Source organism: Ensifer adhaerens (genome assembly GCF_002007205.1).
In the GTDB taxonomy this organism is placed as follows: domain Bacteria; phylum Pseudomonadota; class Alphaproteobacteria; order Rhizobiales; family Rhizobiaceae; genus Ensifer; species Ensifer adhaerens_D.
Map to the genome: position 1 here is coordinate 149,504 of NZ_LAZS01000012.1, position 15,444 is coordinate 164,947.

The following is a 15,444-nucleotide window of genomic DNA, read 5'->3' on the forward strand; positions in this document are numbered from 1 at the left end:
GATTATCCTTTCACCGCGCCGAAGGTGAGGCCCGAGACGAGGTGCTTCTGAATGATGAAGGTAAGGGTCAGCGCCGGAACGATCATGACGACGGCAAGCGCGCACATGCCGCGCCAGTCGATGGTGAATTCGGCGGTATAGTCGAGAAGGCCAACCGGCAGGGTCTTGGAGTTGACCGAGCGGGTGATCTGCGAGGCGAGCGCATATTCGTTCCAGGAGGTGAGGAACGCAAAGATGCCGGCGGACGCAATGCCGGGGCCGGCGAGCGGAAACTCTACCTGCCAGAAGGCCTGCCAGGGCGTGCAACCGTCGATCTGCGCGGCTTCGGCGAGATCCTTCGGCACCTGACGGAAAAAGCCGTCGATCAGCCAGATGGTGAAGGGCACGTTGAGCGCGACATAGGTCAGGATCAGTGAGAAATGCGTGTCGATGATGCCGGTGCGGGCGTAGAGCATGAAGAGCGGCAGCGAGAGCGCGATGCCGGGCACGGCCCGCGTCAGCATGAAGCCGAGAAAGATCGCCGACTTCGCCTTGAAGCGATAACGCGCAAAGGCGTAGCCGCCGGCCATGCCGATCGCGAGCGCAATCACCGTCGAGGTTACCGAGATGATCAGCGAGTTGCGGAAATAGTCCCAGACGGGAACGCCGCCCTGCCCCGCGCCCGAAAACATGGCGCGATAGGCATCGAGCGAAATGCTCTCCGGTATCCAGACCGGGGGCTTTGCCATGATCTCGACGGTCGGGCGCAGCGACGAAAGCACGATCCAGAGGCCGGGCAGGCAGATCACCGCCATTGCGAGAAACAGGCCGACCAGATGCGCGACTTTGAGGACGCGGCGCCGCAGGCGGTGCGAAGCGTTGATATCCATTACCACTCGGCTCCGATCTGCTGGCGCGCCGCGGCGAGCTTGCGGAAGAAATAGACGGTGAAGACGATCGACAAGAGGATCGCCACATAGGCCATAGCGTTGGCGAGCCCCATGCGGGCGTCGGCGTAAGCCGTGCGGCCGACGAGCGTCCAAAGCAGCTCCGTGCGCTTGGCCGGCCCGCCGTCGGTCATGATTTTGACGATGTCATAGGCCCGCGCCACGTCGAGCGAACGGATCGTCATGGCGATGAAGGCGAAGGGCATCAGATAGGGCCAGGTGACGTAGCGGAACGTCTGCCAGGGCGTGCAGCCGTCGACATGGGCGGCCTCGACCGGATCCTTCGGCATCGCAAGCAGACCGGCGAGGATCAGGATGGCAAAGACCGCAGTCGACGACCAGACCTCGGCGATGATGATCGAGAGCAGCGCGAGATTGCCGTCGATCAGCCAGGGGATCGCCTGGTCGGTCAGCCCCAGCGACTGCAGCGCATTGTTGACGAAGCCGATATTGTCGTTGAACAGGAACTTGAACTGGAAGCCGACCAGTACCGGCGAGAACATCATCGGAAACATCATCGCGGTGCGCAGCAGCCGCTGGCCATGGGTCGCCTTGTTGACGAGCAGCGCCAGGCCGAGGCCGAGCAGCATCTCGGCGTTCAGCGCCACCGTCAGCAACAGCACCGTGCGGCCGAAGGCCACCCAGAATTCGGCGTTGCTAAGGACGGTTACGTAATTGCGCAGGCCGACAAAGACCCACAACGTCTCCGGCTTCGTCAGGCGAAAGGGCGTGAAGCTCGAATAGAAGGAAAAGAGGAGCGGCAATACGATCACCGCCGCGAGCACGACAAAGGCCGGAAGCAGAAGCAGGGCCGGTGCTGACAATTTCTTGAGCTTCATCGGGCAGTCCTGAGGATTGCATGAAATGGCTGAGGCGGCGCCGGCGCCGCCTCTTTGGTCACGATCAGAGCTTGCCCGCGTCTTCCAGGATACCGGTCGCCTTTTCGGCGGCGGTATCGAGTGCTTCCTTCGACGTCTTGTCGCCGAGGATGGCGGCCTGGAGTTCCGGATAGACGGCGTTGGAGATTTCGATCCATTCGGCCGTCTTCGGAACCGGGAAGGCATGCTTGGCGGCTTCCTGGAAAGCCTGAAGCACTTCGGTCTTGTAGGCGTCGCCTGCAGCTCCCTTGATGTTGTATTCCCAGACGGCGGTGCGGGTTGGCAGCGGGCCGGCTGCCGATTCCAGCTTCTGGCTGTCTTCGTTGGTCAGCCACCAGACGAGCGAGGCAGCGGCCTCCTTGTTGGCGCAATCCTCGGTCACCGAGAAGCCGTGATGGCCCGACCAGCCAGTGCGCTTGCCGGAGGAGCCGGCCGGCTGCACCTTCACGCCGACATTGCCGGCGACCTTGGAGGACTTCGGGTCGTTGAAGAAGCTCGCCCAGCCAGGCCAGTCGAGATTGAGGGCGATCGAGCCCGAGGCAAAGCCTTGGCCAAGGTCGTCCCAGAGATAGTTGGTCGTGCCCGGCGGCACCGCTTTATCCTTGTAGAGCTTGACGAACCAGTCGAGCGCACGGACACCGGCTTCCGAGTTGAAGGCGGGGCGCCCGTCCTTGTCGAGATATTCGCCGCCTTCGGCGACCAGCATTTCATAGAAGCGGCCGTTGATCGCCTCTTCCTTGCCAGCGAACTGCGTGCCGTAGAAATTCGGCGGTGCTGCGAAGAACTCGGCCTGGTCGCTGACCTGGGCCCAAGTGTCCGGCGGCGCGAGGTCGTAGCCGTACTTGGCCTTGAAGGCGGTCTTCTTGGCTTCGTCCTGATAGAGGCTTTTCTGGTAGTAAAGCGCCGACACGTCGAACTGGGCGCGCGGCAGCATCACCAGCTTGCCGTCGAGGGTCGACGCGTCGATCAGCGCCGGCACGAACTTGGCGATCTCTTCCGGCGGCAGCAACGCGAGCAGGTCGGTGTAGATGTCGGGATACTGCGGCGCAAAGGAGGAATGGTTGGAGCCGACGCACCAGCTGACGCCGCCCGTCGCGATATCCGACTTGATCTCCTTGTCGAGTTCGAAGTGATTCTTCTTCGAAAGGATGTTGACCTTGGCGCCGGTCGCCTTCTCCCATTCGCCGATCCGCTCATAGAGCTTCTCGTACTGCTGACCGCCGATCAGCTTGGCATCGATCGTAACGCCTTCGAACTTGCCGGGCAGGTCCGCGGCACCGGCCGCCCCCACCGCGCAGGCAAGCATAAGGACGCCGGCAGAGACACCGGCAAGCAGCCTTTCCATTTCCACTCCCTCCCTGGTTCACGCCCTCTTCCCGGCGCGACTTTCTCATTTGTGAGAAACTAATTTATATACAAACAACAATTTTATGAGGCGTCAAGGGAGAACTTTCCTTTGTCGGCGGCTTCGTCTGCGTATATGGATATGAATATTCACCAAGGAGGCTTCATGGACACCGAAGAGTCAGATCGCTATCGCGCACCGGCCCTTGATAAGGGGCTCGATATTCTCGAGCTGCTCGCCAGCGTCGACGGCGGACTGACGCAGGCGGAGATTTCCAAGCGCTTGAACCGGAGCCCGAACGAGTTCTATCGGATGCTCGACCGGCTGGTGCGGCGCGGCTATGTCACCCGCATCGACGGGGATCGCTATTCGCTGACGCTGAAGCTGTTCGGGCTTTCGCAGCTGCACGCGCCGGTGCGCCGGCTTGCCTCCTATGCGACGCCGCTGATGCGCGATCTGGCGCAGCGCTCGAAGCAGGCAAACCACCTTGCCGTGTTCGACCGCGGCTCGGCCGTCGTCATCGCCCAGCAGGAAGCGCCTGATTATTGGGGCATATCGATCCGGGTGGGATCGCATATCAGCCTGTTCGATACCGGTTCCGGCCACATCCTGCTCGCCTTCCGTTCGGTCGAAGAGCGCGAGATGATGATCGCCGAACATGCCAGGAGCAAAGACGACGTCCCGCGCGGACCGGAGTTCTACGCCCGCCTCGACCAGATCCGCGAACGCGGCTACGAGATGATGGCAAGCGCCCAGACGGCCGGTGTCTATAACCTCTCGGCGCCGATCCTCGGGCCCGATGGCCGGGGTATTGCCGCGCTGACCGTGCCCTATATCGCGCTCGTCAACGCGCCGTCGGCTCCGGATATCACCGAAACCATCGCCCTGCTCTTAAAAACCGCCGAGCAATTGTCGACGCTTGCGGGTTCGGACGTGGTGCCGGCAACCGATTGACGTCGGTCCGCAACGACCGTACTTCTTATCTGAATAGCTCATTCTTATGTGGGCTGCCATTCGGAGGAGAAGCCCTTGATCATCGACACTCATCTTCACCTCATCGACAGGTCGAAGCTCAGCTATCCGTGGCTCGCCGGCGTACCGGCGCTCGACCACGACTTCCTCTACGCGACCTACGCGCGCGAGGCCCGCCGGCTCGGCATCGAAGCGGCGCTGCACATGGAAGTCGATGTCGACCCGTCGGAGATCGAAAAGGAGACAGCCGAAATCGCGCAGCTCGCAGGCCAGGCGGGCAGCCTGCTCAAGGGCGCCATCGCCGCCTGCCGGCCTGAAGATGAAGGCTTTGCGGCCTATCTCGAGCGCCAGGAGGCAAACGGCTTCGTCAAGGGTTTTCGCCGGGTGCTGCATGTCATGCCCGACGACCTCTCCCAGCAACAGATCTTCCGCGACAACATCCGCAAGCTCGGCGGACGCCGCTTCACCTTCGACCTCTGCGTCCTGCCGCATCAGATCGAAAAGGCGATCGCGCTTGCGGACCTTGCGCCCGACCTTCAGTTCATCCTCGACCATTGCGGCGTTCCCGACATTCGCGCCGGCACTGAACATCCCTGGCGCGAGCACATGAGCGAGATTGCCCGCCGTCCGAACGTGACGGCGAAGATCTCAGGCGTCGTCGCCTATGCCGACGAGACCTGGCAGGTCGAAACGCTGCGTCCCTACGTCGAACACACGATCGGCGTCTTCGGCTGGGACCGGGTGGTCTGGGGAAGCGACTGGCCGGTCTGCACGCTTGGCGGCAATCTTTCGACCTGGGTGGGCGCTACCCATGCGCTTCTCGAAGGCTGCAGCACGGATGAAAAGCGCAAGCTGCTTTCCGGCAATGCGCGGCGGATCTGGAAGCTCGCCTAGCGAAACCGCTGACTATAGGTCCGGGACGCTGAGCGTCCCGGAGAGCAGGCATCATGCGGCGACAAAACTCTCCGCAAACAGGTGGTTGAGATCGTCGACAACCTTTCGCGCCACATCCTTGCGGAGCAGGCCTTCATTGATGCGATCGGAAGCGGCCTGCTGGAAGCCCATGTAGCCATCGTGCCGGGGGCGAACCCAGGCTCCCTCGAGCGTCTTGCGCGTGGCGCGATAAAAGTCCGAGGTTGCGGCATTGACGACAGCGGCGTCCCAGGCGGCCGCGTGGCCGGGCTGTCCGCCTCCTTCGGCGTAGGGGCCGCGCTGAACCTCGCCGCTCGCGATGAAATAGGCGAAATCGATCGCCGCGTCACGCGCTTGCGAGAAGGCGGAGACGGCAATGCCTGTTCCGCCCAGGGCCGAGCCGACGGGACCATTTTTTCCTGCGACCGGGATATCGCCGAACCTGACGAGAGATGGCCGGAATCCAGGCATCGCATAGCTGACATAGCCATAGATCAATGGTGCGCAAACGGCCTTTGAAGCCGGATCGCTCATCGCTTCCAGCACAGCGATCGGGTCCATCGAGAAACAGGTCGGGTCGATGAGATCCGTCAGTTCGCGCAGATGCCCGAAAGCGTCGACCCCCGCGTCCGTATCGATCAGTTGCCCCACCCCGTCGCTGCGGCAGGCATGGCCGAGATTGGCGGCAAGCGTGTAGAAGCACATCAGCGAGTGCGGTGGGCGCATCGGCAGCGCGACCTTGCCCTGGCGCGCGAGCGCCAGCATCTCAGACCAGCTATCGGCGCGCTCCGTCCGATCCGGCCGCCACGCCTGCACCTGGGTCGCCGCATCGATCGGAAAGGCCCATTGCCGGCCCTGCCAGGTATAGCTCGGGTAGGAACGTCCCACACTCGCATCCGCAAGCGCTTTGCGCTCCGCCTCGCGACCTTCGATATCGAGTGGCGCCAGACACTTTTCCTGGGTGATCTGGCCGACATGCGGATGGTCTATGACGATCAGGTCATAGGCGCGCGCCAGCTCTTCCACCGGATAGGTCTCGAAATCCTGCAGCGAGCGCTTGTCCCATTCGACCGTGACACCCGTCCGCTCCAGCCAGAGCCGCGAACAGGCGATCATCGGATCGTAGCCGCGCGGGTGGCTCCAGGTCATGCCCTTCAAGGTGATACTCACAGGCCGAACTCCTCTCGGATCGAAGCGCTGTGCTCGCCGATACGTGGCGCGGCGCGATCCACCTGCGCGCGCTTGCCGTTGACCCTCAGCGGCGATCGCGTCGTCAGGATCGAGACGTCGTCCTCGCGCACCACCGTCTGCAGCATGTCGAGCACCCGGAAGCCTTCGCTTTCGAGCAGTTCGTTCCAGTTGAGAACGCGGGCGCACCAGATGTCTGCCGGCTCAAGCAATGAGAGCCAATGGTCGATGGAGTTCTCGGCGATCCGCTTGGCGATCAGCGCCTTGATCTTGTCCCGCTCGGAAAACCAGGAGGCCGGGTCATCGCGATAGGCGTCGAGCTCGGGCATTTCCAGGAGGTCGGCAAGTTTCGGGATCGGCGTCATGGCGATGGCGAGATAACCGTCCTTGGCCGGATAGACCCCATAGGGCGCCGAGAGATAGGCGTGCGCACTGCGGAAGCCGGACCGGGCCGGCAGCCGCCGGCCGTCGTTCAGGTGCGTGGTCAGCACTTCGAACTGGAAGTCGACGAGCGCCTCGAGCAGGCTGGTCTCGATCAGGCTGCCCTTTCCGGAAATGCCGCGCCGGACGAGCGCCGCGAGGATGCCTTGCGCTGCCGCAGCACCCGCAAGCATGTCGCCGATCGCGAGGCCAAAGGGTACCGGCCCCTGGCCTTCATCGCCGTTCAGCCACATGACGCCCGAGCGCGATTGCGCGAGCAGATCCTGACCCGGCCGCTTCACCCAAGGGCCTTCCTCGCCGTAGCCGCTGATCGAGGCGTAGACGATCTTCGGGTTGATCACCTTCACCGCCTCATAGTCGAGTCCCAAGCGCTGAATGACGCCAGGGCGGAAGTTCTGGATGACGACGTCGGCTTTCGCGAGCAGCGTCTTCAGGGCTGCAAGATCGGCCTCGTTCTTGAGGTCGATCGCCAGGCTCTCCTTGGCGCGGTTGATGGCATGGAAGATCGTCGAATCGCCGCCGATCTCGGTGTCGCTGAGATAGAGCCGCCGCGACAGGTCGCCGCCGTCGGGGCGCTCGATCTTGATGACGCGCGCACCGAGATCCATGAGGCGCAACGAGCAATAGGGGCCGGAGAGGAACTGGCTCATGTCGACGACGACAAGGCCAGAGAGCGGCAGTTCATTTTCTACGGTCATTGCTATCTTACTTCTCGGTCTTGCCTACGAAATCGGCGGGATTCTTGTACTTCACGGTCTGCAGGTGCTCGCAGTAGAGCACCAGCTCCCCCTCGCCCTTGAAGACCTGGTAGCTGGCGCGGATCAGCCCGAGCTCCTTGTAGCGGGGTGTTTTGTCCAGGTTGGTGCGGATTGCGTAGATGGTATCGCCGATGAAGACGGGCTTGATGAAGCGCAGCTTGTCATAGCCGTAGGAAAAGGCGTTGACGCAGTTGGTGGCGACCAGTCCGAGACCGGCGGAAAAAACGAAAGCGCCGGCAACCAGGCGCCTGCCGAAGATACCCTCCCGCTCCGCGAACATCTGATCCTGCACATAAGGGTGGATGTCGACGACCAGCGTGTTGAACAGGTGGCTGTCGCTCTCGGCGATCGTGCGACGCAAGGACCTTATGCGCTGCCCCACGGGCCAATCCTCGTAGAACCAGTTCTCCGCATTCCAGACCGGCAGGTCGGCGTGGTCTTGCGGCATGTCGGTTGGGCGAGTCGAGGACACCCCGACGGTGGGCGTGAAGTCATCCATTGGTCAGTCCCTCATGCAAAAGTCGGCAATCGCGGTCCGCCTGCCGGTTCTCGATGGCGCCGCCACGCGATCACGGTTCGGATCCTTATATGAATAGTATGTTCACATATGGATGACGTTTGCAACCCGCTGTCGGTTGATAAGCGCCCCCTGCGGCGAGCGGCGCTGCAGTGACTGTCGTTTGGGAAGGCGGATGCCGCTGTCGCGCGGATAAGGCGCGACATTCGTCAACGTCGTTGACTTTTGTCAGTACAAATGGAATATGTCAGAACCAATCCGCGAAAGACCAGCCAATGCCCATCAGAGCCACAGACCAGATCATTCACAAGGCCGCCTGGCTCTACTATACGCATGGCCTGCGCCAGGACGAAGTGGCCCAGCGGCTTGAGATTTCCCGCGCATCGATCGCCATGTATCTGCGCAAGGCCCGCGAGATGGGCATCGTCACGATTACCACGTCGACGGAGCTGTTTTCGCAGGACGTTCTTGCCCGCGAGCTGGAGGACGCCACCGGGCTTACGACCGCCTGGCTCGTGCCGGAAGACCGGCAGGCCATGGACCCGGCCGCCGAAATGCCTGTCGTCGCGGCTTCGGTCTTTCTCGAACTAATCAACAAGGGCGACCGGATCGGCGTTGCCTGGGGCCGCACGGTCTATCATATCGCTGACGTCATGCCTTTCGCCGATCTGCGCGGCGTCACCGTCGTGCAGCTTTGCGGCAATCTTGGCGCGCCCTATTCCTATCGCCCCGATCAATGCACGACCGAAATTGCCCGCCGCCTCAATGCCGAGGGCATCAACTTCTATGCGCCCCTCGTCCTTTCGTCCGAGCGGCTTGCCGAGGAACTGCGCGGCGAGCCCGTGATCAAGGAGCAGCTCGCGACCATCTCCGACTGCGGTCTGGCGCTCTATTCGGTCGGCGGCATTGAGGATGACAGCCACCTGGTCAAGTGCGGCGCGCTGTCGGCAAAGGACATGCATGAAATGGGCGAAAAGGGCGCGGCCGGCGTTATCGCCGGACAACTCATCGACCGCGACGGCCAATGGATGGACTGCGCGCACAATCGCCGCTGCATCTCCGCCGATCTCGATTCCATTCGCACGATCAAGAAGCGCATGCTGGTCGTTCAAGAGGACAGCAAGTTCGAACCGCTGATGGCGGCCTTGAAGGGCGGCTTCGCCTCGCATCTCGTCATCACCGAGTCGATGGCACGCAAAGTCCTCGATCGCTGGAACCGCGAAGGGCTTGGCAGAAGCGGCTCAGGCGCCCCCTGAGCCTCGAATTTGGGTCCGCCGATACCGGCCGGGCCGGTTTATCGGGAGGCTAACTTATGGAAAATCTCTGGCGCGACGACCAGGCGGAGAAGGTCGTTGCGGGCTATCTGGCAAAGGGCATCGGTCGCGATCTGGCGCTGCGGACCTATACGACGCGGCTGCTCGGTGGCGAGCCGCGTCTCGTGCTGCATGGCGGCGGCAATACCTCGGTGAAGACGGAGATAACCGATCTCGTCGGCGACACCCATGCGGTGCTTTGCGTCAAGGGCAGCGGCTGGGATATGGGTACGATCGAGCCCGCTGGGCTTCCGGCCGTCAAGATCGCCCCTTTGCTCAAGAGCCGCAAGCTCGAAAGGCTCTCGGACGAGGACATGGTGACGCTATTGCGGGCCAACCTCATCGACCCGGCCTCGCCGAACCCGTCGGTGGAGGCGCTGCTGCACGCCTTCCTGCCGCACAAGTTCGTCGACCACACCCATTCGACGGCCATTCTTGCCATCGCCGACCAGGCCAAGAGCCGGGAGATGTGCGCCGAGCTCTTTGGCAAGAAGATGGGCTTCGTGCCCTACATCATGCCGGGCTTCGCGCTCGCCAAGGCGGCCGCCGAAGTGTTCGACCAGGATCCGACCGTCGAGGGTCTGATCCTCGACAAGCACGGGATCTTTACCTTCGGGGCGACCGCCAAGGAAGCCTACGACCGCATGATCCACTACGTCACACTTGCCGAGGAGCATGTGAAGGCGAAGGGGCGGCATCCGTTCACGCCCGCCACCCTGCCCGCGAAGCTCGCCAGCCCTGCCGATATCGCCCCGATGCTGCGTGGGGCCGTTGCCGTCGACAAGGGCGAGGGTCGCTATAAGCGCATGGTCAGCGTCTTCCGTTCCTCGCCCGAAATCCTCGACTTCGTCAACGCGACGCAGGTCCAGGAGATGGCGGCCAGGGGCGTTTCGACGCCCGACCTTTCCATCCGCATCAAGACAGGTCCGATGGTGCTTTCGGCGCCGGCCAAGGACGATCTTGCTGGTTACCGGGCCGTGATCGACGAGCGCGTTGCCGCCTTTGCCGCCGACTACACCGAGTACTTCCGCAGCAACGATGCCCGCGACGACGTCAAGCGCATCATGCTCGATCCCATGCCGCGGCTGACACTGGTACCGGGGCTTGGCATGTTCGGCCATGGCCGGACCTACAAGGATGCGACGATCGCCGTCGACGTCGGCGAGATGTGGATCGAGGCGGCGCGCGATGCAGAATCCGTTGGCCGCTTCGAGCCGGTAAGCCGGCCGGATCTCTTCGATCTCGAATACTGGTCGCTGGAGCAGGCAAAACTCGCCGGCGCCAAGCCAAAGCCGTTTACCGGCCAGGTCGCGCTCGTCACCGGCGGAGCCGGCGCTATCGGCGCTGCTATCGTCAGGGCGTTCGTCGCCGAGGGCGCCCATGCCGTCGTGCTCGACCTCGACGGCGAAAAAGCGAGCGCGGTGGCGAAAGCCGCCGGCAACAATTCGATCGGCATCGCCTGCGATATCACCGATCCCGCCTCGGTCCGCGCGGCGTTTGACCAGGTGGTCGCGACCTTCGGCGGCGTCGATATCGTCGTCTCCAATGCGGGTGCTGCCTGGGAAAGCCCGATCGCGATGATGGACGACGCGCTGCTGCGCAAGAGCTTCGAGCTCAATTTCTTTGCGCATCAGACCGTTGCCCAGAATGCCGTGCGCATCATGAAAGAGCAGAAGACCGGCGGCGTGCTGCTCTTCAACGCCTCCAAGCAGGCAGTCAACCCGGGCGCCAAGTTCGGCGCCTACGGATTGCCGAAGGCGGCGACGCTGTTCCTGTCGCGGCAATATGCGCTCGAACACGGCGCCGACCATATCCGCGTCAATGCCGTCAACGCCGACCGCATCCGCTCGGGCCTGCTCAACGACGAGATGATCGCCAATCGTGCAGCCGCCCGCGGCCTGTCGGTCAAGGACTACATGGGCGGAAACCTGCTCGGTCTCGAAGTGACGGCCGAGGACGTGGCGCGCGCCTTCGTGCACCACGCGCTCGCGGAACGAACCACCGCGGATGTGACGACTGTCGATGGCGGCAATATCGCGGCCGCCATGCGCTGATGGCCTTCCGTCCAAGCATCAAAGCGTGCCATCATGCATCCTCCCGCTAGAGTTGTTCGGACGGAGATGACATGGCTGATCCCTGGCCCTCGGATGCCGCGTTTCAAATGGGTGACTATGCCGCGAAGAAAGGCCGCGCCTCGTGGCGCGGCAAGATCGTGGGCTGGTACCGAACAGACCTGACCAAGCTCGGCTATGCGATCGAGAGCCACTTCGAGCCTGGCTCCGTGCAGATCTACCCTGAGACGGCGATCGTAGCCTGGGTGCCGCCAACGGCGGAAAGCGAACAAGGGTAATCAGGACAAAAAAGGGGGCGGTCCGATGAACCGCCCCCTTTCGTTTCGTCTTGGGAGATTAAGGCTTCGGCATCCATGCCGGCATGGCGACATCCGCATGGGCGAACTGCGGGAGCTTCACGCCGAGCTCTTCCATGTTCTTGATGTCCTGATCGTTCAGGTCCTTCTGGGTGATCAGCGTCGGCGGCACGACGACCTGGCGGCCCGGGTCCTCGCCGGCAAGCAGCATGGCGAGCGAGCGGACCGAGACCTGGCCGACGACGGCCGGGTTGGTGGCGGCCGTGGCCGTCCAGGCCGAGCCCGTTTCGCGCATGGCGGCGATATCGGACGTCGAAATGTCGGCCGAGTAGATCTTGACGCTGGAAGACAGGCCCGCTTCGTCAACGGCGATCTTCACGCCCTTGGCGAACTCGTCATAGGGCGCGAACATCACGGTAATGTCGGGCTTGGCCGAAATCACCGCGCGGGCCTGGTTGGCGACCGAGTTGGCGATCGGGTTATCCATGGTTCCGAATTGCGCGGCTTCCTCGATACCGGAATACTTCGCCTTGAATTCCTTCCAGGTCTCGTCACGGCGGTCGAGCGGCGCAATGCCGGCGACATAGACATAGCCGGCCTTGAAGCTTTCGCCATTGTCCTTGACGGCCTGCTCGAGCGCGAGGCGGGCGAGGTCGCGGTCGGACTGCTCGATCTGCGGGATCTTCTCGTTTTCGACGTTGACGTCGAAGGCAACGACCTTGATGCCGGCATCGACCGCGCGCTGGGCCGCTTCCTTCATCGATTCCGTCAGGCCGTGCTGGATGATGATGCCCTGCACGCCAAGCGCGATCGCCTGGTCGACCATGTCGGCCTGGAGCGCTGCATCCTGGCGGCTGTCGAAGACCTGCAGCTGCACGCCGAGGGCCTTGGACTGGGCCTCGACGCCGGCGAGATAGGACTGGAAGAAGTCGCCGGTCGAAAGATAGCGCACGAGCGCGATCTTGACGTCGCCGGCCTTGTCGAACGGCTTCGGCATGTCGGCGGCAAAGGAGGGCACGCCGAAGGCGGCTGCCCCCATCAACCCGAGCGTCAAGCGGCCCAGGCTTCTGCGAGTCATGTTCATGTCAGTCTCCTCCACTGGTGAACTTTTGTTTTCCGCTGAAGGACCCCTTCAGCGTTTGCCTCTTTTCGAGAGCGCAAAGGTGAAGATCAGGGCAGCCACGAGCACGGCGCCCTTGATGAAATCCTGGGTGTAATAGGGCGCGTTCATCATTGTCAGGCCCTGCAGCAGAATGCCGACGAAGAGCGCGCCGATCGCCGTGCCGAAAGCGTTCGGCTTGGCGGCGCCGAGCACGGCAAAACCGATGAGCGCGGCGGCAACGGCATCGAGCAGCAGGTTGTTGCCCGACGCGATGTCGCCGCGGCCAAGACGGGCGGCAAGCAGGATGCCGCCGATCGAGGCGAAGACGCCGGAGATGATGTAGGCCGAAATCTTGTAGGCATTGACCGGCGCACCGGCGAGGCCGGCTGCCCGCTCGTTGGAGCCGACGGCATACATCATGCGGCCGAAGCGGGTGTATTCGAGGAAGAACCAGATCACGATCGCGAGCACGATCAGCACCACCACCGACACCGGCACGAGGTTGGGCAGGATGAAATCGAAGCGGTGGCGGCCGAGTGCCAGGAAGGCCGGGCTGAAAGTGCCGCCGGCGACCGAGCCGTCGGGAAGCGTCATGCCTGTGGCAATCGACCGACCCTCCGTCGGGATGCGCTGGAGGCCGAGCAAGAGGAACATCATGCCGAGTGTCGCGAGCAGATCAGGCACGCGCATATAGACGATGATGACGCCGTTGACGAAACCGACCAGCACGCCGATGGCAAGGCACACGAGCGTCGCCGTCAGCGCGTCGCCGCCCATCACCACCATCACATAGGACGATGCCATCATCGCCGTCGTCGCGACCGAGCCGATCGAAAGATCGAAGCCGCCGACAACAAGCGTGGCCGTGACGCCCAGCGCCAGGATGCCGGTGATCGAGACCGATTGCAGGATGAAGACCGCGCTCTGCGGTGAGGCGAAGCCGCCGGTCACGACCGAGAAATAGAGGATCATGCCGGCGAGAAGCACGAGGAAGCCGTATTTGATCGCCGCCTCGCGAATTCCCGATGCGCTCGAAGGGACCGCGACCGGTGCTGCGGAATTGCTCTGTTCACTGCTCATGACGCATGGACCTGTTGATAGAATTGACCGGCGATTTCCGACAGGAGCCGCTCGACATCGATGTCGGCATTGCGGTGCTCGCCGACGATGGTCTGTTCCGACATTACGAGGATGCGGTCGGCGACTTCGAAGGCTTCGTCGAGTTCGGTCAGGAAGAGGATCGTGGCGCGGCCCGCGGCCGAGGCGCGCAGCTTCTCGCCGATGTCGCGGCGTGCGGCGATGTCGACGCCCTGGAACGGTTCGTCGAGGATGAGCAGGCGCGACGGCTCTGAAAGCCAGCGCCCGACCATCACCTTCTGCTGGTTCCCACCCGAAAGCGTCTGCAACTCATCGCGCTCGCTTCGGCAGACGACACCGAGGGCGGCGATCTGCTGGCGTGCCTTGTTCTTTTCCGCCCGCCGGCTCGATATGCCGAAGCGCGAGAGCCGGCTAAGGAACGGCAGGCTGATGTTTTCGTAGATGTTGAAGTCGGGAACGATGCCGCTTTCGGCACGGTCCTTGGCGACGAGGAAGACGCCGCGGGCGATAGCCCTTCCGGTGCTTGCCGGCGCGTAGCGCGCGCCGTCGAGCGTCATCTCACCGGCAAACGGAGTGCGCGCGCCGAAAAGCGTCTCGGCAAGCGCGGTCTTGCCGACGCCGACGAGCCCGGTGACGGCGACGATTTCCCCGTCACGGAGCGTGAAATCGAAGGGACGCGCCTGTTCCGATAGCTTCAGGCCGCGGACTGCAAAGACCGGAGCGCCGCCGTCGCGAAGGTCAACGGCCCCTGCCGAGACCTTGCGGCCGAGCATGGCGTTGACGGCGCCCTCGTAGTCCAGTTCAGGCCCCTCGAAGCGGCCACTGATGCGGCCATCGCGAAGCGCCACGATGCTGTCTGCCAGGCGGCGGATGTCCGACATGCGGTGCGAGATATAGAGAATGGCGACGCCGCGCGCCTTCAGCCGATCGACGAGATCGAAAAGCCGGTCGGCCTCCGCGCTCGACAGCGACGATGTCGGTTCGTCGAGGATCAGGACCTTAGGTTCGTGCGCCATGGCACGGGCGATCGCCACCATCTGGCGGTCGGCAAGCGTCAGGTCGTTGATGTTGGCGCCAAGGTCGATCGCAAGCCCCATGCGCGAGGCGACCGCGGCGGCCTCTCGGCGCACCCGGCGCGGGTTGAAGAACAGCCGCGCACCGCGCCCGTTCAAGCGATCGAGCGTCAGATTGGTGGCGACGTCGAGATCGGCGACCACTCCGTCATTGATGTTCTGATGCACGGTGACGACGCCGGCGCGGATCGCCTCGGCCGGTGTCGTCGGCTCGAAGGGCATGCCGGCGAGCGTGATCGTGCCGGCGTCGCGCGTGTAAACGCCGCTCAGGATCCGCACGAGCGTGGATTTGCCGGCGCCATTGGCGCCCATCAGAACGGTAACCGCCCCAGCCTTGAGATCGAGATCCACCCCTCGAAGAACCGGTACCGGCCCGAAGGATTTGCGCACGCCCTCAATGCGAAACACTGCCTGTTCGCTCATTCTCTCCTCCCGATGAAGGCAGGTTAGGATAGGCTTCCGTCAAATGTCAAGGCCATTGACATTTGCTAGAATGCCGCCTTAGTTGTGACCACACACGGCATGGCTGCGGGCGGCTGAGGCCCACGCCATG

At 63.2% G+C, this 15,444-nt stretch carries 14 protein-coding genes; 5 read left to right on the forward strand and 9 right to left on the reverse strand.

Features of this window, described 5'->3' with window-relative positions:
• Nucleotides 1–2: 2 nt before the first annotated feature.
• The 3 genes from XB14_RS25590 to XB14_RS25600 form a co-directional block, all read right to left on the reverse strand.
• A complete protein-coding gene (locus XB14_RS25590; protein WP_077965763.1) occupies nt 3–869 on the reverse strand; it encodes a carbohydrate ABC transporter permease in 867 nt (288 codons plus the stop codon).
• Nucleotides 869–1,765, reverse strand: coding sequence for a carbohydrate ABC transporter permease (locus XB14_RS25595; RefSeq protein WP_077965765.1), 897 nt, complete (start codon nt 1,763–1,765; stop codon nt 869–871). The genes XB14_RS25590 and XB14_RS25595 overlap by 1 nt, the downstream gene beginning before the upstream one ends.
• 64 nt (nt 1,766–1,829) lie before the next feature.
• A complete protein-coding gene (locus tag XB14_RS25600; protein ID WP_077965766.1) occupies nt 1,830–3,149 on the reverse strand; it encodes an ABC transporter substrate-binding protein in 1,320 nt (439 codons plus the stop codon).
• A 165-nt stretch (nt 3,150–3,314) separates the two neighbouring features.
• On the opposite strand from XB14_RS25600, the gene XB14_RS25605 reads away from it, so the two are divergent.
• Together XB14_RS25605 and XB14_RS25610 are read left to right on the forward strand one after the other, a co-directional pair.
• The gene (locus XB14_RS25605) at nt 3,315–4,103 is read left to right on the forward strand and encodes an IclR family transcriptional regulator (protein WP_077967701.1); all 789 of its coding nucleotides are present in this window, start codon (nt 3,315–3,317) and stop codon (nt 4,101–4,103) included.
• 75 nt (nt 4,104–4,178) lie between these two features.
• Nucleotides 4,179–5,015 carry an amidohydrolase family protein gene (locus XB14_RS25610; RefSeq protein ID WP_077965768.1) on the forward strand — a complete coding sequence of 279 codons (837 nt, stop codon included), beginning with the start codon at nt 4,179–4,181 and terminating at the stop codon, nt 5,013–5,015.
• A gap of 51 nt (nt 5,016–5,066) precedes the next feature.
• Here XB14_RS25610 and XB14_RS25615 read toward each other — a convergent pair whose 3' ends face one another.
• Genes XB14_RS25615 through XB14_RS25625 form a run of 3 tightly spaced genes read right to left on the reverse strand, consistent with a single transcriptional unit; the run spans nt 5,067 to nt 7,919 of the window.
• Complete coding sequence (locus tag XB14_RS25615) at nt 5,067–6,203, reverse strand: ABC transporter substrate-binding protein (RefSeq protein WP_143348543.1); 1,137 nt, start codon at nt 6,201–6,203, stop codon at nt 5,067–5,069.
• A complete protein-coding gene (locus tag XB14_RS25620; RefSeq protein ID WP_077965771.1) occupies nt 6,200–7,360 on the reverse strand; it encodes a CaiB/BaiF CoA transferase family protein in 1,161 nt (386 codons plus the stop codon). The genes XB14_RS25615 and XB14_RS25620 overlap by 4 nt, the downstream gene beginning before the upstream one ends.
• A gap of 7 nt (nt 7,361–7,367) precedes the next feature.
• A complete protein-coding gene (locus XB14_RS25625; protein ID WP_077965773.1) occupies nt 7,368–7,919 on the reverse strand; it encodes a MaoC family dehydratase in 552 nt (183 codons plus the stop codon).
• Nucleotides 7,920–8,212: 293 nt separating this feature from the next.
• Here XB14_RS25625 and XB14_RS25630 point away from each other — a divergent pair, with 293 nt between their 5' ends.
• The 3 genes from XB14_RS25630 (at nt 8,213) to XB14_RS25640 (ending at nt 11,600) form a co-directional block, all read left to right on the forward strand.
• Nucleotides 8,213–9,193 carry a sugar-binding transcriptional regulator gene (locus XB14_RS25630; protein ID WP_077965774.1) on the forward strand — a complete coding sequence of 327 codons (981 nt, stop codon included), beginning with the start codon at nt 8,213–8,215 and terminating at the stop codon, nt 9,191–9,193.
• Between the two features lie 56 nt (nt 9,194–9,249).
• A complete protein-coding gene (locus XB14_RS25635; RefSeq protein WP_077965775.1) occupies nt 9,250–11,304 on the forward strand; it encodes a bifunctional aldolase/short-chain dehydrogenase in 2,055 nt (684 codons plus the stop codon).
• A gap of 71 nt (nt 11,305–11,375) precedes the next feature.
• Complete coding sequence (locus XB14_RS25640) at nt 11,376–11,600, forward strand: hypothetical protein (RefSeq protein ID WP_077965776.1); 225 nt, start codon at nt 11,376–11,378, stop codon at nt 11,598–11,600.
• A gap of 58 nt (nt 11,601–11,658) precedes the next feature.
• On the opposite strand, the gene XB14_RS25645 is transcribed toward XB14_RS25640, so the two are convergent.
• From XB14_RS25645 to XB14_RS25655, 3 genes are read right to left on the reverse strand one after another with little or no spacing between them, the layout of a single operon-like run.
• Nucleotides 11,659–12,702 carry a substrate-binding domain-containing protein gene (locus XB14_RS25645; RefSeq protein WP_060517939.1) on the reverse strand — a complete coding sequence of 348 codons (1,044 nt, stop codon included), beginning with the start codon at nt 12,700–12,702 and terminating at the stop codon, nt 11,659–11,661.
• A 48-nt stretch (nt 12,703–12,750) separates the two neighbouring features.
• A complete protein-coding gene (locus tag XB14_RS25650) occupies nt 12,751–13,800 on the reverse strand; it encodes an ABC transporter permease (protein ID WP_077965777.1) in 1,050 nt (349 codons plus the stop codon).
• Nucleotides 13,797–15,314, reverse strand: coding sequence for a sugar ABC transporter ATP-binding protein (locus XB14_RS25655; RefSeq protein ID WP_077965778.1), 1,518 nt, complete (start codon nt 15,312–15,314; stop codon nt 13,797–13,799). Before XB14_RS25655 ends, XB14_RS25650 begins: the two co-directional genes overlap by 4 nt.
• Nucleotides 15,315–15,444: the final 130 nt, after the last annotated feature.